We start from the raw sequence: 17,616 nt of genomic DNA on the forward strand, positions 1-17,616 counted from the left end.
ATGCCGATTTTGGACGGAACCCACGTGACCGACGGAGTGCTGCGAATCGATCTCCCCCCTAGCCCCAGTGGACGGGCCGATTCTGCTGCGCCGACGGAAGTGCCTTGCTTTGTGGCGGGTCCCGAAAATCGTCTGCCGATCCTGGCCCTGGAACAGCTTCTTACGGGGGAAGCCGACTTCACGCCGCCAACATGGACCAATCCCTTGGTTCTCATCGGCCCCTCGGGATGTGGCAAATCGGCGTTGGCTCATGCAATTGTCAGGCGTTGGCTGCCAGTATTGGGGAGCGAACAAGTCGCTTACTTCACCGCCATCGACTTCGCCCGACGTTTGAGCGATGCCCGCACCGATGGCGAGATCGTCGATCTACGATCACGGCTCGCGAAGCTGCAACTCTTGGTCATCGAAGACTTGCACAAGCTTCCCGCGAAGCTGGCGCTGCATCATGAGCTACGCGATTTGCTGGATAAACTTGCCGAGACCGAAGCAGTTGTGATTTGCACCTCGCAAGAATCGCCCACCGTGCAGGCGGAACTCGACTCTGGCTTGCGCGATCGCTTCGCCGGGGGATTGCTGTTGTGGTTCAATCATCCTGGCGTCGAAGCCCGCTTGGAACTTTTGCGACTCGCGGCCATCGAGCGGGGCACTCCGGTCGACGAGCGGCAACTGCGTACGCTCGCCGAAAAGACAACCGGTCCCGTGCCGCAACTGCTGCGTGCGTTGCGCGAACTGGATGTGTCTTCGATTGTCGGAACGGCCGTGGGTGATCATCGTCCTGGTCTCACCGCCAAAGAAATCATTGCCGTGGTGGCCAGATATTTCGGGGTCACACAAGCAGCTTTGCGTGGCCCAGCCCGGCGGAAATCGCTCGTTTTTGCCCGCAGCGTGGCCGTGTATTTGCTACGAACGCTCACCGACGCGAGCTACGCACAGATTGGCAAAGAACTCGGCAAACGCGACCACACCACGATCATGCACGCGATGGAATCGCTGCAATTGGGAATAGCCACCGACACCGCCACGCAACACGCCGTCGAGGAATTACGCCGCATCGTGCTGGCCGCTTGAACTGCGATGTTCAAATCCAGAAGACACCAACACCTGTGGAAAACTTGTTGATTGATTGTTGCTAGCAACGCATAAACTCAAGGCACTTTCAGCATAAGCTGACAAACGACAAAACACCAATCAACCATCAACAGCAACTAACGACAAACGAACAAACAGCCAACTTGTTTTCCACCACTCAGTGGGAATTGGAAGTCCTGACCATGAAATAGGTTACCGCTACACACGCAGCGTTATCGACATTTCTCGGCCTCTCATTACTACTGCTACTAACTAAATACATTTTATTAAAGAGAAACACACTCAGGAGGATTCCGTTGAGCACCGTATTAGAAAACCAATCCTCGGCGGAGACCTCTCGTACCAGCGGAAAGGGCAGCAAGTCCATGAAGATTTCTTGTGATCGGGAACAGCTTCTGCAAGCGTTCCAAACCGTGGCTTCGGTCGCTCCCTCACGGAGCCCCAAGCCGATCCTGCAAAACGTAAAGTTGGAAGCCACAGGCGACTCGGTCACGCTGCTAGCCACCGATCTCGAAGTGGGGATCCGCCATCAGGTCTCGGGGGTCGACATTCAAGTGCCTGGCACGACTGTGCTGTCGGTTTCGCGGTTTGGTTCGATCTTGCGAGAGAGCAACGATCAAACACTCCATTTGGAATGCGACTCCACGGGCGTGACCATTCGCGGCGAACGGAGCCAATTCCGCTTGCCTGCCGAAAACCCCGCGGAGTTCCCCCAGGTCACGGCCTTCGAGGAGAAAAGCTATTTCGAGATTTCTGCTCGCTTGCTGCGTGAACTGATTCGCCGGACGGTGTTCGCCACCGACAGCGAAAGCAGTCGCTATGCGTTGGGTGGCGTAAAGTTGGAGTTCGGTGACGATGCAGTGACCGCCGTGGGAACGGATGGCCGTCGTCTTTCTAAGATGACCGGCCCCGTCACAAAGACAGGTACCCCGCAAACGGAGCAAACCACGATCGTTCCTACGCGGGCGATGGTGCTCATTGAACGAGCGATTGCCCCCACCGATAGCGAAGTGCAACTCGCGCTCAAGGGCAATGAGATTCTCGTTCACAGCGCACGAGCCACGATTTCGGCACGGCTGCTTGAAGGACGGTTCCCGGACTGGAGAAAGGTTTTCCCCGAAGGTGGTTCAAACGCAGTGAGCTTGGAACTTGCCGTGGGTGCGACCCATGCCGCCGTACGTCAGGCAGCGATTGTCACCAGCGAAGAGAGCCGCGGCGTCGATTTCACGTTCGGCGACGGCATGTTGGTACTGGCTGGCAAAGCCGCCGAAGTGGGCCAATCGCGCATTGAACTTCCCATTGGCTACAACGGCGATGAACTCACGTTGACCCTTGATCCCCGTTTCGTGACCGATTTCCTCAAGGTCTTGGACGCTGAGAAGACGTTCACCTTTGAAGCGAAGGATGCCGAAAGCGCGGCCGTTTGCAAGACGGACGATGGTTACGGCTATGTGATCATGCCCCTGTCACGTGATCGCTAAAACTATGGCTGACCTCTCCGAGGTCGGATTTCCCCCGAGGTCGCAAGCCTCAGCCTGACGAGATAAGCAATGGCCGACACCGATGGCGACAACCCTGAGATTCGCGAAGCTTGGGTCGACTTTGCTGAACATCGTTCAGCCGAGCAACGCAAGTTTCACGGTCGAAGGCCTAAACCAATTGGCAATGTGATTGCTCAGTTGGTAAGCCGACGGGGTTATGCCCAGGTTCGCGCGGCAGGAGAACGTGACGAAGCCTGGCACACGGCCATCGGCGAAGGACTCGCCAAGATGACGCAGGTTTCCGCATTGCGGCGGGGCGTGTTCGAGGTGCTCGTGGCGAATTCGCTGTTGATGCAGGAGCTCACGTTCCGCAAGGAAGAACTGCTGGCGAGTTTGCAGGCGGCACTCCCCAGCGAGGGAATTAAGCAATTGAAATTTAAGGTCGGACGCATCGACCCCTAAACACAATCAGTTGGAACAAATGTCAAACGACGAACCGAAGAAGAAATCTGGCAACGCGGGCAACGCTGAATACGGTGCCTCTGATCTTGAGCACTTGAGCGACTTGGAGCACGTCCGCGAACGGCCGGGCATGTACATCGGCGATACCTCGACCCGCGGTTTGCACCACTTGGTGTACGAAGTTGTCGATAACTCGATCGACGAAGCCATGGCCGACTACGCCACCGAAGTGCGCGTGCTGGTCAATTCCGATGGCTCGGTAACGGTTGAAGACGACGGCCGGGGTATTCCCGTCGAGAAGCATGAACAACTTTCCGAGCAAATGGATCGCGACGTATCGACCCTGGAAGGGGTCATGACCGTGCTGAAATTTGGCGGCAAATTCAGCAAGGGGGCCTATCAAACGTCCGGCGGTTTGCACGGCGTCGGTGTGACGGTCGTCAATTTCTTGAGCGAATGGTGTGAAGTGGAAGTCTGCCGCGATGGCCACATGTATCACCAGGAATACGAACGGGGCGTGCCCAAAGGGGAAGTTCGCCGCACAGGCACCAGCGATCGCCGGGGGACGAAAACAACATTCAAGCCCGATCCCCAAATCTTTCCAAACACGAAATTCACTTATCAGATTTTGGTCAAGCGCCTCCAAGAACTCGCCTTCTTGAATCGCGGCGTGAAGATCTCGATCGCCGACGCGCGGACCGGCGAAGCAGAGACCTTCCAATACGAGGAAGGCATCAAGGAATTTGTGACCTGGCTCAATCGTGCGAGCGAAGTGGTCCACCCCGAGGTGCTTTACCTCGATGGGGAGAGCGAAGGCGTGACCATGGAGATCTCGATGCAGTACTCGGGCGAGTACACCGAGAATGTGCATTCCTACGTGAACAACATTAGTACCACCGAAGGGGGCACGCATCTCTCCGGTTTCCGCACGGCGTTGACTCGTACACTCAACAACTACGGCAAGAAACAAAATCTCTTCAAGGATTTGATTCCCTCGGGTGAAGACGTTCGTGAAGGTCTGACCGCCGTGATCAGCGTGCGCGTGCCGCATCCTCAGTTCGAAGGCCAAACTAAAACCAAGCTTGGCAACAGCGAAGTCGAAGGCATCGTGAACTCGGCGTTCGGCGATTATTTGAGCAAATTTCTCGAAGAAAACCCGAAAACCGCCAAGGCGATGATCAACAAAGTGATCGTCGCCGCGGAGGCCCGCGAAAGCGCCCGCAAGGCCCGGCAACTCATTCGCGAGCGGAAAGGTGCACTCGCTGGTGGCGGCCTTCCGGGCAAGCTCCGCGACTGCTCGAGCAAGGACGTCGACAAGTGCGAACTCTACCTTGTGGAAGGTGATTCGGCCGGCGGTAGCGCCGAAGGCGGCCGCATTCGCGAGTATCAAGCAATCTTGCCGCTCCGGGGTAAAATTATCAATGCCTACAAGAGCCGTGAAGACAAAGTGCTCGCCAACGAAGAAGTTCGCAGTATGATCTCCGCGATCGGCATCGGCATCGGCGAGGATCAGGATCTAAGCAAGCGGCGCTACGGCCGGATCGTAATCATGACCGACGCCGACGTCGATGGTTCGCACATTCGCACGCTGCTCTTAACGTTTTTCTATCGACAGATGTACGAGCTTGTGGCCCAAGGGCACGTCTACGTGGCCCAGCCACCGTTGTTCCGCGTTCGACAGGGTAAGCACACCAACTACGTGCAAACCGACGAGGAGATGAAGGCCCAGCTGCTGGATCTTGGCCTGGGCGATTGTGTGTTTGATGCCGGCAATGGCGATCTGGTCGATGGCGAGCGGATGGAAAAGCTGTGCCGCACATTGGCTGCGATGGAAGAATCGATTGTGGCGTTGGAGCGCCGAGGCATCAGTCTCAAGGCCCATGCCGAACGACAAGACCCGGTTACGCTAGAACTCCCGATTTTTCACGCGTTTTTGGGCACCGAAGAGCATTGGTTTAACAGCCGCGCAGCGCTCGACAAATTTGTTGCCGAGCAAGAACAAGCAACCGGCAAGGAAGTTCGCTTGGACGCGGGGACGGCTCTCACGGACGACGACCATGCGCAAACCAATGGCGAAGTCGGGCCCAAATTGCGAATCGTCGAACTTCACGAAGTGCGAACGATCAACACGCTTTTAAAAGATCTTTCCAAGCTCGGCTTCGAAATCGCGTCGCTCATTCCCACCGACCGCACGGGCATGGAAGGTTCGCGCTACACGCTGCGTCGTGGCGACAGCGAAACGGGTCTCGACGACATGCGCGGCCTGCCGGGGGCAATTCGTGCCGCGGGGGAAAAAGGTTTGCAGATCACTCGCTTCAAGGGCCTGGGTGAAATGAACGCCGAGGAATTGCGCGAAACGACGCTCGATCCCGTGAATCGCACGCTGCTTCAGATCCGCATGGAAGACGCCGGCAGTGCCGACGAGTTGTTCCGAGTTCTGATGGGCGACAACGTCGAACCCCGCCGGGATTTCATCCAAAAGCACGCGCTCGACGTGAAGAATTTGGACGTGTAAAAGGCTCACAATTTTGATCTTTGTCTAGCACGAAGGTGTTCAAATGAAGAAAGAGCTTATTGCGAAGCTTCATAGCGATTTTGAGCAAATTATTCATGCTACCGAAGATGGAGAAGTTGAGTTTTGTTATGCGAGAGAGCTTCAAGGAGTCCTCGGCTACGCACAATGGAGAAGTTTCGAGGCTCTAGTTCAAAAGGCCATAACCTCTTGTGAGAATGCAGGTTATGTATCAGCAGACCATTTTGCATGGGTGCGCAAAATGGTTCCCCTAGGCTCTGGTGCAGAACGGGAAATCGAGGACATTGCGCTCACTCGTTATGCCTGCTATTTGATAGCTCAAAATGGCGATCCTTCCAAAGATCCCATCGCTTTCGCTCAAACTTATTTCGCCGTACAAACGCGTAAGCAAGAAATTATTGAACAGCGCCTCGAAGATCAGGAGCGACTTGCCGCTCGCAAGAAGTTAACAACTTCAGAGAAGCAACTCTCAGGAGTTATCTTTGAACGACTCGGTGATAACCAAAGTTTTGCTCGTATTCGCAGCCAGGGCGATACAGCTCTATTCGGCGGCAAGACAACTCAAGACATGAAGGATCGGCTCAAGGTTCCTAAGAATCGTCCACTAGCCGATTACTTGCCGACAATCACAATCAAAGCAAAAGATTTCGCCAATGAAATCACCAACTTCAACATTAAACGAGACAACCTCTCATCGGAGCGAGCGATTACCGATGAGCACGTGAAGAACAATCGCGACGTGCGAGGCATACTTATCAACCGAGACATTAGACCTGAGCAATTGCCTCCGGCCGAAGACATCAAGAAACTTGAACGTCGCGTTCAATCCGAAGCTAAGAAGTTGCCTAAGGCAATCAAGAAGCTGCCACCGGGGGTCGCTGAAGAAGGCGAATCGTAGTAATAACGCCCTCCATTCTTTCTCCGTCATTAAGCTACCATTCCCCTTATGTCTCGCAAGAAAAAATCACCCGCGGCTCCAATCGTTCCGCCTGCCAAGAAATCTGGCGAAGCGGGCAGCATGCTCGTCAATAATTTGAGCGTGGCCGATGCCAGGCATCTGCTGCAAACCGAAGGGGGGGAACTCGGTGCCAGTCAGATCGTGGTGCAGGTGATTCAAATCGCCGCGGTGGCGGGGGCGTGTGCTTATGCCATCTGGGTGGGCGAGGCGACGGTTTGGCATCTCGTGCTCCCCATGGTTGGGGAGTATTTGATTCTGTTGGCCATCTTGCCGGTGCTTTATTTGTTTCTCCGACATCAAGCGATGCGCAAGGACACGATTGGCAGCCTGCGGCTGTGGGCCATTTTCGCTCTCATCAATGCCGGCGCGGTGGCTTATCAATCCCATCGTTCAGGAATTCCCTGGCTACAGCAATTCCTGCTGAACATTCAACAAGCGTGGGCTTGGATCACCGATCACCACATGCATTGGGCAATCCTGTTCGCCATGGCGGGGGTACTAATGGGCCTGCCAGGTCGCATCCGAAATCTTTATGAATATGGCCCGCCTTTCGTAGCGGTTGGGCTGGGTTGCGGGATGCGAGTCGCGGTGTTCTTTTTGGGGTGCTTTCTCTTGCCGTTCATTGCGTCGGGCACTCAAGTGAGCAACGCCTGGATCCTGTGGGCGTTGCTGCTCATCGCCGAGATTCTCGCCCTGGGAATGCACCTTGATATCCAGCGACGACTCAAGAAGTTAGATGGGGAAGTCGAGTTCGAAGTGAGGACAAATTAACTGCTTTCTCAAGCAGTTGCTCACGAAGTTGAGTGGTTGTCGAAGATTCCCGCCCCTTTCGCCAGGGCCGTTTTCTCGCTAAAATCGAGCGATTTTACCCACGTTTTGAGGGTTCATCAGGAGACCTGCGATTCGTTGAATCGCGGCTATTGGTGATATCAAGCTTCTAACCACGAGCAACCTTCCTGCCATGCCTCGCCGCGACGACATCAAACGCATTCTTATCATTGGTTCGGGACCGATCGTGATCGGCCAAGCCTGTGAGTTCGATTACTCGGGAACTCAGGCTTGCAAAGCGCTGCGCGAAGAGGGCTACGAAGTCATACTCGTGAACAGTAACCCCGCCACGATCATGACCGACCCCGCGACGGCGGATCGCACTTATATCGAACCGCTCACGTGGGAGATAGTGGCCAAGGTGATTGAAGTGGAGCGCCCCGATGCGTTGTTGCCGACCCTAGGAGGTGGGACGGCTCTCAATTTGGCTATGGATCTTGAGAGACATGGCGTGCTGAAGGAGTTCGGCGTCGAGATGATCGGTGCGAAGGCTGATGTGATCGACAAAGCGGAAAGCCGGGAACGCTTTAAACAGGCGATGCACAAGATTGGCCTCGAAGTTTGTCGTGGCAAGACGGTACATACGCTCGATGAAGCTCGCGAGTTGGTGCTCGACATTGGACTCCCTGCCGTGGTCAGGCCCAGCTTCACGATGGGGGGCAGTGGCTCGTCAATCGCCTACAATCGTCAAGAATTTGATGAACTCGTCCGCCGCGGCCTCGATCAATCGCCTACCAAGGAAGTGTTGATCGAAGAATCGATCATCGGTTGGAAAGAGTACGAGACTGAGGTGATGCGCGATGCGGATGACAATGTCGTGATTATCTGCTCAATCGAAAATGTTGACCCCGTGGGTGTACACACCGGCGATTCAATCACGGTGGCTCCCGCGCAGACGCTTTCGGACAAGGAATATCAGCGGATGCGCGATGCGAGCCTCGCGGTGATTCGCGAGATCGGCGTGGAGACGGGCGGTTCGAACATTCAATTTGCGATTCATCCGCAAACTGGCCGGATGATCGTCATCGAAATGAATCCGCGGGTCAGTCGTTCGAGTGCGCTCGCTTCAAAGGCGACCGGTTTTCCGATTGCCAAGATCGCAGCGAAGCTTGCCGTCGGCTATCGGCTACACGAACTCCCCAACGATATTACGCGCAAGACGACTGCTTGCTTCGAGCCGACGATTGATTACGTCGTCACGAAGATTCCCCGGTTCGCATTTGAAAAGTTCCCCGAGGCCGACGACACGCTCACTACGCAGATGAAAAGCGTGGGTGAGACGATGGCCATCGGCAGCACGTTTAAGGAATCGTTTCAAAAAGCGTTACGCGGCCTGGAAGTTGGCAGCTTCGGTTTTGGTTGCGATGGCAGTGATCTTTGGGGAACCGACCGCCAACCCAATGTAGAAGAAATCAAAGAGAAGCTTTCCCGGCCTGGCCCGCAGCGCGTGTGGTATTTGCGTTACGCGATTAAGAGCGGTATGACCACCGAGCGGATTTACGAACTCACGGGCATCGATCCGTGGTTCCTCGATAACCTGGCGGAGATTGTCGAAACGGAAGAACTGATTCGCGCGGTGGGAAGTTGGGACAATCTCTCGCCCGAATTGTTGCGCACGGCGAAGCGGCAGGGTTTCTCCGATCGGCAACTGGCGATCATGCTCGGTAGCACCCAGATCGAAGTGCGCGAACGCCGCAAAGCGCTGGGGATCGTCGCGACGTTCAAATCAGTCGACACCTGCGCGGCGGAGTTTGAAGCCTACACGCCGTACTACTATTCCACGTACGAAACCGAAGACGAGACGCCGCCCAAGCAGCCGGGCAACAAGCGGATTATGATTCTCGGCGGCGGGCCGAATCGCATCGGGCAAGGGATCGAATTCGATTATTGCTGCTGTCACGCGAGCTTCGCGATGCGCGAACTTGGCATCGAGTCGGTGATGGTCAACTCCAACCCCGAGACAGTCAGTACTGACTACGACACCAGCGATCTGTTGTTCTTCGAACCGCTCACCGTGGAGGACGTGCTCAACATTTGCGACCGCGTCGAGCCTGATGGTGTGATCGTGCAATTTGGTGGGCAGACGCCGTTGAATTTGGCCCGCGCTCTCAAGAGCGCCGGCGTGCCGATCATTGGCACGAGCGTCGATGCCATCGAAGCGGCCGAAGATCGTGAGAAATTCCAACAACTTTTAGAGCGACTGGATCTCAAACAGCCAGCCAATGGCATCGCTCGCACGATGGATCAGGCCCGGCGCGTGGCGGTGAAAATTGGATATCCGTTGTTGGTGCGTCCCAGCTTTGTGTTGGGTGGGCGTGCGATGGAGATTTGCTACGACCAACAGCAACTTGAAAAGTTCACGGCTGAAGCGTTTGTCGTCGCACAAGGTCAGCCGGTGTTGCTCGATCGCTTCCTCGAAGGGGCGACCGAAGTCGACGTCGATGCGATCAGCGATGGCCGCGATGTGATCGTGCCAGGCATTATGGAACACATCGAAGAGGCGGGCATTCACTCGGGCGACTCGGCGTGTGCGATTCCTCCTTACAGTTTGCCTGGCCCCGTTGTGAAAGAGATTCGCGATTCGACCGCCGCACTGGCTCGTGAGTTGAAAGTCGTCGGCTTGATGAACGTGCAGTTTGCGGTGCGTTGGGAAGAAGTGGACGAGTTGCGAGCCGCGAGTGGCGAGTTAATCTCAGACTCTTCCAACTCGGAACTCGAAACTCGAAACTCGCGCCCTGTCATCTACGTTATCGAAGTGAACCCTCGTGCGAGCCGTACCGTGCCGTTTGTGGCCAAGGCGACGGGGATGCCCGTTGCGCGAATCGCTGCGAAGGTGATGGTCGGCGTGTCGCTCGCTGAGCAAGGTATCACGGAAGATCCCGTGCCGAGTCACGTCTCGGTGAAGGAAAGCGTCCTGCCGTTCATCAAATTCATTGGTGTCGATATCGTGCTGGGCCCCGAAATGCGATCGACGGGCGAAGTGATGGGGATCAGCCCCCGGTTCAGCATGGCGTTCGCCAAAAGCCAACTTGCCGCGGGGACGGTCTTGCCGCACAGTGGCAATGTCTTCTTGAGCGTGGCGGATCGCAATAAGCCCCAAGTCATTGAAATCGGCCAGCGGCTTCACGACATGGGGTATTCACTTCTAGCGACCGAAGGAACCGCCAAGATTCTGGCCGCCGCAGGGATTCCCTCACGGGAAGTGAAAAAAATTCGCGAAGGTCATCCCAACTTGCTCGACTTTCTGGCCAACGGCGATGTGGCGCTCGTGATGAACACCCCGCGCGGCAAGGGGGCACGCACCGACGAAGGCAAAATTCGCGCGGCGACCGTGCAAGCGGGCGTGCCCTGTCTCACAACGATCGAAGCCGCGACCGCGGCCGTCATGGCGATGGAAGCTTTGCGCGAAGAAGAGATGGAAGTCGAGGCGCTGCAAGATCGCTTCGCGCCGGTGGTGCGGTAAGGTTGAAACGCGGAGTTCGCGAAGGCGCAGAGATACGCGGAGTATTTCCGATTAGGTGTTAAGCATTGCTTAAAATTGCGGTAAACTGTGAAATCTCAAATTCATAGCATCGCGATTTTTCTCATGAACATACTGCGCCGCATCGGTCGTTGGTTTTGCCTTGAAGGTGCCGTTGGTCGCCAGGAGTATCTGCTCACCGGTTTGTGTCTCATGGTCTTCAAGTACGCGGTTGAGTCCTTGGTTATCGCTTCGACGACGGGCAAATTTTATTCGCCGCTCGATTTTTTCAACCCGTTAATATCCGTCCGTAGCGAGTTTATCGTTGGTGGTCCCGATTGGTTAGGGATGGCCTGGGTACTCTGGACAATCCCCTTTGTATGGATAGCGGTCGCGATGAGTACGCGCCGCGCCGTTGACGCCGGCGCTTCGCCATGGGTGGGGATGTTTGTGCTAGTACCGATATTAAATTTTTTCTTTATGCTTTACTTATCTTGGATACCTGAGAACTATGCTCAACGACACTACTGGAAACAACCTCAACTCGATTCAACAGTTGAAGGTGTACCCGCACTATCAGCCGCTCTTTATGGAATAGCGATTGGAGTTATTTATTTGTTGACTCTGACCTTATTAAGTGTCAACATTTTTCACTCCTACGGCGCAGCAGTGTTCTTTGGTACGCCAATCGTTACAGGTGCCGTTAGCGCATACGTCTATAATCGCCAGTATCAACAAAAGATGTCCAACACACTAGGACATACCGCTATTGTTGTGGTAGTTTTCGCCGTCGCGCTTTTATTATTCGGTCTGGAAGGTATTCTTTGCATAGTTATGGCCATTCCGATTGTCCTGCCTTGCGCATTTCTGGGAGCTCTCGTAGGCCGAGCAATTGCTAGTCATCGTAATGTTACCAGAGAGAAAAAAGAGAACGGTCTTTTGGGTGGATTACTCATCCTGCCGATGATCGCTGGAATCGAAGGATTCATCACTCCACGAACTGAATTTGAGGTTCTCTCAGTCGTCGAAATTGCCGCGTCCCCTGAGCATGTTTGGGAATGCGTCATTTCTTTCCCCGAAATCACAGAAGACCCCGAGTGGTTTTTTCGTTTGGGAATCTCATGTCCGCAGGGAGCGCGCATTGAAGGCGAAGGTGTTGATGCGACTCGTTACTGCGATTTCACGACCGGTTCCTTCGTCGAACCAGTGACAGTGTGGGATCCTCCCCGCGTATTGGCTTTTGATGTGACCAAGCAACCTGATCCCATGACGGAGCTCAGTCCCTATCGACATATTCACCCGCCACACCTTGATGGCTCGTTTCGTAGTACGCATGGCGAGTTCCGCCTGATTCCGCTGGCCGATGGCAGGACTCGCCTCGAAGGCCGTACTTGGTACAAACTCGAGATTTATCCACACGCTTACTGGACTCTGTGGACGGATTGGCTAATTCATAAAATCCACGGCCGGGTGCTGCGACATATCAAGCAATTGGCGGAACGCGAGCAAGCATAGCCGCGATGCAATCATCACCGGTTTTCCGGCGAGACCTAGCTCGCCGGCTACTGGCCTTCACCTAGGACGTGCGACTTTCTATCATCCCGCCCCATGGTGACTTGGACTTGGCAGAGCAATGCGTGCGACGTTTTAGGGCTTGGGCCCCGTGCTGCGGGGCGGCTTGCGACCGTTGGCGTGCGCACGGTGGCGGAATTGTTGGCTGCTAAGCCGCAAGCGGCTGCGGATCGGCAATTCTCGGTGGAAACCATTGCTGCTTGGCAGCGTGAAGCACGATTGCTGGTTGGTGTGCCGGAACTTTCGAGCGATGCGGCGCGGGTTCTCGCGGCGATTGAAGTCGCTTCGGCGGAACGACTCGCACGGAGCACGCCCACGGAATTGATCGCGAAGATCGAAGCGTTGTGGCGTGATGCGCTGCCCGACTCGTGGGTCGCAAAGAAAACAAAACCATCCACGGCAGAAATTTGTGCTTGGATTGGATTAGCAAATCAACAACATCAAAACTTGTCACAAGCGGCATGATGCTAGCGACGTTTATGCGTGCTGTCACAATCTATTTGGTGGCAACGAACATAAACAGGCACAAGTCGCGGTGTACGAGAATTCAGCATAAAACCAAACGATTTCTCTATTGCATTGATGAACAACAGGAATGTTTCCAAAAAGTTTTTCATGACTTTCAAAACCGACCTTGACCGTATTTCGAGAGGGCCTTATTCTCCCCCCCACAACGATTGAACAACGCGTTTGACGCTGACGCACGAGGCAAGGAAGCCAAGAAAAAAGCTCACAAGAAATTTTTCAAAGCTCTCCTTAATCACGTCGCCGCCACAGCAGTCATTGCCGTTGCGAGGAACATCAAAACAACAATACACGTGAAGGGTCGACTAGCTTGCCAATACAGGCTTGTGAGGGTCGATCCCGAAGCGGTTGGTAGGCACGGACGCCTTCCACCGCCTCGATACAAACCGGCGAGTGAGACGCGACACACTTCTCACTTGTCCGCCTGACAGCAAGCGTCATTGCGTCCAATCGCTCCCGGAAAAGTAACTACGTCCTTTGCCCCCCTGGGACGTGTGCTTTTCTGGGAGCTTTTTTTATGCGCTGTGGGTTATTAAAAAGGGTTCTGATTCGCCGCCCGCTGAAGCGGGCTCGCCGGACGGAATGTTTACGTGAAGATGTGACGGTGGGTTCGGGTTTACGCTTAGCCTTTGGGGCGAGAATCTCGAAAAAGTGATGACGCTGCGCCGCTAGCTCGCGACAGTCGCTTCCCCCGTTTCATAAGGTTTTTTCTAAGTTTCGCAGCCTGATCGTCCAGCATGATTGCGAAACGACCTAAAACAGCATGATCGCGCGTCCTGAGCAATCATAGTTCTCGCCATAACTCTCTTTGGCACGCGGAGTGCAACTAGCTACTCCCTAGCACAGCTCAAGCTGCGCTCGCGACCCAGGTTTCAAAAATAAGCGGCTGAGGGGACCTTGCCGCACAACCATTCAAAATCCCGCGACCAGAACGACTCTTCCGCGGGGCGCCCTAGTGCACAGTCTTCCATTAAGGGGATGAGTGTACATTTTCGGGAGAGAGAAAAGATGATGAAGAAATTCCTTGTGGGCAGCGGGCTATTCGCTGCTCTGTTGGTGAGTTGGCGTGGCGACGACGCTTCTGCGCAAGCGCCGGTGCCTCCGCAGGCGGCTGCTGCGCAAGACTCACAAAGCGTCATGCCTGATCCTGAGATCTTGGACAACGGCCCGATTCATGAGGCATTTGCCGAGCCTATGTCGTTGAGCCAACAAGAACTAGAAATCGTTTCCAAACAACCACCGCAACCAGTCAATGAACTTCCTCCGTCGGAACAACCCGAAGGAAAGAACGTTCAGTGGATTTCGGGCTATTGGATGTTTGATAGTGGCCGCGACGACTTCGTGTGGGTCAGCGGTATGTGGCGCGATGTTCCGCCAGGCCGTACTTGGATTCCTGGTGAATGGCAAGAAGTGGATAATGGGTATCAATGGGTCTCTGGTTTTTGGGGTGATGCCAAGCAAGAGCAGCTGACAATGCTGCCTATTCCGCCAGAATCTCTTGAAGCAGGACCTTCAAGCCCATCGCCAGGTGAAAACTATTTGTGGGCTCCAGGTAACTGGGCTTATCAAAACGGCGATTATGTTTGGCAAGCCGGCTATTGGTACGAAGGCAACCCTAACTGGGTTTGGGTACCGAACCATTACAGCTACTCTTCGCGTGGCAGTGTGTACGTAAACGGCTACTGGGATTACCCAGCGCAGAATCGCGGTCTACTCTACGCACCCGTTTATTGGGGTAGTGGATATCGCGGTGGGTACGGTGGATTTTATCGTCCTACTAGCGTGCTCAATACGGGCTTGTTGGTTGCTAACTTGTTTGTAAATCGTGGTTACGGCCACTATTACTACGGCAATTGGGGCGGCAACTATCCAGGCTACTTGCAACCGTGGGGTTACAACTACGGACGCTGGGGCTACGGCGGTGGGAATCAGTTTGGATATGATCCCCTGTGGTCGACTTTCCGTTGGTCGAATCGTAACAACTGGGACAACAACTTCTGGAACGACCGCAACAACTGGAATGGCGGCCGGAATAACAACAACTGGGATCGATACAGTTGGGATGGCCGCGGACGTGGTCGTGGCGATTGGGACGGACGCGGCGGTGACCGTGGCGGCCGTCCTGGAGATTGGGACGGACGTCCTGGACGTGACGGCGATCGCAATGGTCGGCCCGGCGACGGACGACCTGGAGATGGGCGGCCCGGGGATGGCCGTGGCCCACGTGACCGCGATGCTGTCGGCGATATTGCCGATGGCCGTGGTGACCGAGATGGGCGTGGCGACCGCGATGGACGCGCTAGCGGGTTAGTCACGACCGTTGACGATTTGAACCGCAACGGACGTGATGCCATTCGCACTCGTGATCTAAGTCAGACCGATATCAATCAATATCGCGAGCGTGCCCAAGGCCGTTCACGCCGGGATATGATTTCCGACACAAATGTTGGAGCAACTGGCGCGATCGATAATGCTGTCCGCGGCCGTGATGGCCGAGGTAGTGTGAACGGTCAAGGCCGCGTCGGAATCGATAGCCAAGTTCGCCAAGGGGATCGCCCACGTGGCAATCTTCAAGGTCAAGTTGGTGTCGACGCCAATGGGAAAGGTCGTCCAGGTGGACGCCCTCGTGGTAATCTTGAAGGACAACTAGGCGTCGATGGACAAACACGTCCCGATGGCCGTAATCGTGGTCAACTCGAAAGTCGTGCCGGCGTTGATACCAACATCCGCACCGATCAAGGCGTGCGGGCACGGGTTGGTGCCGATGGAAATACTCAAATCGGTCCGAGTGAAGTTCGTGGACCGAACCCGGGACTCGATTTGAGCAATCGTGGCCAAGTGCAACGAGAAATCCAAACGGGTAACGACGAAGTCACTCGTGCACGCCGTAACATGGATCAACAACTCCGCAGTCGAGCCAATCAAACTCCTCCAGTCGATAACCGCACGTTCAACCGCGTGCCGGGAGGAACACAACTTGGTGACAGACCGCGGGGTCAAGTTCCTGGTAATGCGGGGCGGAACATCGAAGGCCCGATCCCACAGCGCGTCATGCGTTTGCCATCGGGACAGGAAGTGATGCCCCAAGGTCAGAATTTTCGTTCGCGTCCTGAAGGGAGCCGTCCCCAAGGCAACTATAACCGTGGCGAAGGTCGGCCGAGCATGCAAATTCCCCAAGGGGGGCGACCCAGCATCCAAGCTCCGCAGGGTGGTGGCGGCGGACAGCGTGCGATTCAGCAAGCACCCCGCAACATCCAACGCAGCATTCCGAATATCGGAAGCGGCGGCGGCGGTGGTCGGCCTCAATTCCAAGGGGGTGGTGAACGCCGCGGTGGCGGGAATCCCTTTGGTGGCGGAGGCGGCGGAGGACGTGGCCCCGGTGGCGGCGGCGGTGGAGGAGGCCGCGGACGCGGTGATCGATAAGAACGGACGCTGATTGACAACAATGATTTCCGGGCACCGGCCTCAAAAGTCGGTGCCCGGTTTTTTTATGCGCTCACGAAACGAACTGCTCTTGGCATACCTCAAACCGCGAGGTATCCTCCGCCGCATGAAAACCAAGACCACGAATCCCGACTTTCTCAATGGCGTGCCCGAACTGGTGGTGCTGGAACTTTTAAGCCAGCGCCCCATGTACGGCTACGAACTTGTGCAAACTATCCGCGCGCAGAGCGGCGATGTGCTGCGCTTCGGTGAAGGCTGCGTTTATCCTTTGCTTCACAAATTGGAAGAACGTGGAGCGATTAACTCGCGGCGGATCGACGTGGGGGGGCGGAGTCGGGTTGTCTATCGCGTGACCACGGCAGGTCGCAAGCAACAAGCGCAAACCGTGGATCAATGGTCGCAAATCGTCTCAGCCATCAATCAAATCTTGCAAGGAGGCAAGCATGAACACGCCCGAGTCGCTTCGTAGTTTTACTGAAGAGTTGATTCGCCGCGGATTGCCCGTGGAATATTCACGCCGTGCGGCCGAGGAATTGGCCGACCATCATGGCGATCTCGTCGAGGAATGCTTGGTAGGTGGTATGTCGGAATCGACAGCGCACGCTTCGGCTGATGAGCGTTTAGGAGATACGAAGTCGTTGGTGAAGAAAACAGTTCGCGCGTATCAACGTCGGCATTGGTGTGGGCGTTGGCCAGTACTTACGTATTTGTTTGGCCCACTGATCCTCCTCCTTGGAACTTGGATTATATCAGTGTTAAGTTTGTTTCTCTTGGGCAAGACGTTAGAACTTTTGGGAGTCAACTCTCATCCCGAGATGGAGATATTGACTACGGGCGACACTATCGCGATGAATTTCTTAATCGGTTGGTTCGTTTTTGTAATGCCAGCAATCGTTCTCTGCTTCTTGTCATGGCGCGCGTCTCGAGCGGGGCTCGGCTGGCGGTGGGTCGCACTCGCTGCATTTGTTCTAGCCCTAAATATTGGCAGCATGAAATTCGGCTTGGTTGGTTCGCCTTCCGAATTTAAAGATGCGACAACTGGTCAAACAGTTGCCCCCGATTGCGTTGTTGTAAGTCTCCCTCTGTGGACTTTCTGTTCAGCACCACGAGATATTGTGAATCGATATGCTAGCGATACCCAACTCATGCTTCAGTTGCTGTGGCCTTTAGCTGTCGCAGGAGTACTCATCTGGCGGATGCAGTCGCCAACATTCGATTCTCTCTCCACATGCTAGCATCCGCTCCGCTCGCGTTGTGAGAATCC

Annotated in this window: 12 protein-coding genes; all 12 read left to right on the plus strand. The window is 55.2% G+C overall.

From position 1 onward, the window contains the following. The 12 genes from SH678x_RS00005 to SH678x_RS00060 all read left to right on the plus strand — a co-directional run bounded on the left by SH678x_RS00005 (position 1) and on the right by SH678x_RS00060 (position 17,587). On the plus strand, positions 1–1,068 hold the full coding sequence (locus SH678x_RS00005) for a DnaA/Hda family protein (RefSeq protein ID WP_496920829.1): 1,068 nt from the start codon (positions 1–3) through the stop codon (positions 1,066–1,068). A gap of 386 nt (positions 1,069–1,454) precedes the next feature. Further along, positions 1,455–2,570 (plus strand): DNA polymerase III subunit beta, encoded by a 1,116-nt coding sequence (gene dnaN / locus SH678x_RS00010; protein WP_496920830.1) that lies wholly within the window; start codon positions 1,455–1,457, stop codon positions 2,568–2,570. A gap of 69 nt (positions 2,571–2,639) precedes the next feature. Next, the gene (locus SH678x_RS00015) at positions 2,640–3,032 is read left to right on the plus strand and encodes a DciA family protein (RefSeq protein WP_496920831.1); all 393 of its coding nucleotides are present in this window, start codon (positions 2,640–2,642) and stop codon (positions 3,030–3,032) included. Positions 3,033–3,051: 19 nt separating this feature from the next. Then, a complete protein-coding gene (locus SH678x_RS00020; RefSeq protein ID WP_496920832.1) occupies positions 3,052–5,547 on the plus strand; it encodes a DNA gyrase subunit B in 2,496 nt (831 codons plus the stop codon). Between the two features lie 43 nt (positions 5,548–5,590). Next, positions 5,591–6,463 carry a DNA damage-inducible protein D gene (gene dinD, locus SH678x_RS00025; RefSeq protein WP_496920833.1) on the plus strand — a complete coding sequence of 291 codons (873 nt, stop codon included), beginning with the start codon at positions 5,591–5,593 and terminating at the stop codon, positions 6,461–6,463. Between the two features lie 48 nt (positions 6,464–6,511). Further along, positions 6,512–7,294, plus strand: a complete 783-nt coding sequence (locus SH678x_RS00030) for a hypothetical protein (protein ID WP_496920834.1) — start codon at positions 6,512–6,514, stop codon at positions 7,292–7,294. Between the two features lie 190 nt (positions 7,295–7,484). Further along, positions 7,485–10,814, plus strand: coding sequence for a carbamoyl-phosphate synthase large subunit (gene carB, locus SH678x_RS00035; protein ID WP_496920835.1), 3,330 nt, complete (start codon positions 7,485–7,487; stop codon positions 10,812–10,814). Between the two features lie 87 nt (positions 10,815–10,901). After that, entirely contained in the window at positions 10,902–12,326 is a 1,425-nt protein-coding gene (locus SH678x_RS00040; protein ID WP_496920836.1) for a DUF805 domain-containing protein, read from the plus strand. A gap of 93 nt (positions 12,327–12,419) precedes the next feature. Then, a complete protein-coding gene (locus SH678x_RS00045; RefSeq protein WP_496920837.1) occupies positions 12,420–12,848 on the plus strand; it encodes a DUF4332 domain-containing protein in 429 nt (142 codons plus the stop codon). Between the two features lie 1,068 nt (positions 12,849–13,916). Then, positions 13,917–16,331 carry a hypothetical protein gene (locus SH678x_RS00050; protein ID WP_496920838.1) on the plus strand — a complete coding sequence of 805 codons (2,415 nt, stop codon included), beginning with the start codon at positions 13,917–13,919 and terminating at the stop codon, positions 16,329–16,331. A gap of 127 nt (positions 16,332–16,458) precedes the next feature. After that, entirely contained in the window at positions 16,459–16,821 is a 363-nt protein-coding gene (locus SH678x_RS00055) for a PadR family transcriptional regulator (protein ID WP_496920839.1), read from the plus strand. Then, positions 16,796–17,587, plus strand: a complete 792-nt coding sequence (locus tag SH678x_RS00060) for a hypothetical protein (protein ID WP_496920840.1) — start codon at positions 16,796–16,798, stop codon at positions 17,585–17,587. Before SH678x_RS00055 ends, SH678x_RS00060 begins: the two co-directional genes overlap by 26 nt. Positions 17,588–17,616 lie beyond the last annotated feature (29 nt).

The sequence above is a fragment of the Bythopirellula superficialaquae genome, assembly GCF_059632245.1.

Excerpts from the sequence above, each read along its gene's own strand:
- SH678x_RS00020 (WP_496920832.1), top strand. The coding sequence starts at position 3,052 with ATGTCAAACGACGAACCGAAGAAGAAATCTGGCAACGCGGGCAACGCT.
- SH678x_RS00060 (WP_496920840.1), top strand. The coding sequence starts at position 16,796 with ATGAACACGCCCGAGTCGCTTCGTAGTTTTACTGAAGAGTTGATTCGC.
- dnaN (WP_496920830.1), top strand. The coding sequence starts at position 1,455 with ATGAAGATTTCTTGTGATCGGGAACAGCTTCTGCAAGCGTTCCAAACC.
- SH678x_RS00045 (WP_496920837.1), top strand. The coding sequence starts at position 12,420 with ATGGTGACTTGGACTTGGCAGAGCAATGCGTGCGACGTTTTAGGGCTT.
- SH678x_RS00005 (WP_496920829.1), top strand. The coding sequence starts at position 1 with ATGCCGATTTTGGACGGAACCCACGTGACCGACGGAGTGCTGCGAATC.
- dinD (WP_496920833.1), top strand. The coding sequence starts at position 5,591 with ATGAAGAAAGAGCTTATTGCGAAGCTTCATAGCGATTTTGAGCAAATT.
- SH678x_RS00030 (WP_496920834.1), top strand. The coding sequence starts at position 6,512 with ATGTCTCGCAAGAAAAAATCACCCGCGGCTCCAATCGTTCCGCCTGCC.
- carB (WP_496920835.1), top strand. The coding sequence starts at position 7,485 with ATGCCTCGCCGCGACGACATCAAACGCATTCTTATCATTGGTTCGGGA.
- SH678x_RS00055 (WP_496920839.1), top strand. The coding sequence starts at position 16,459 with ATGAAAACCAAGACCACGAATCCCGACTTTCTCAATGGCGTGCCCGAA.
- SH678x_RS00015 (WP_496920831.1), top strand. The coding sequence starts at position 2,640 with ATGGCCGACACCGATGGCGACAACCCTGAGATTCGCGAAGCTTGGGTC.
- SH678x_RS00050 (WP_496920838.1), top strand. The coding sequence starts at position 13,917 with ATGATGAAGAAATTCCTTGTGGGCAGCGGGCTATTCGCTGCTCTGTTG.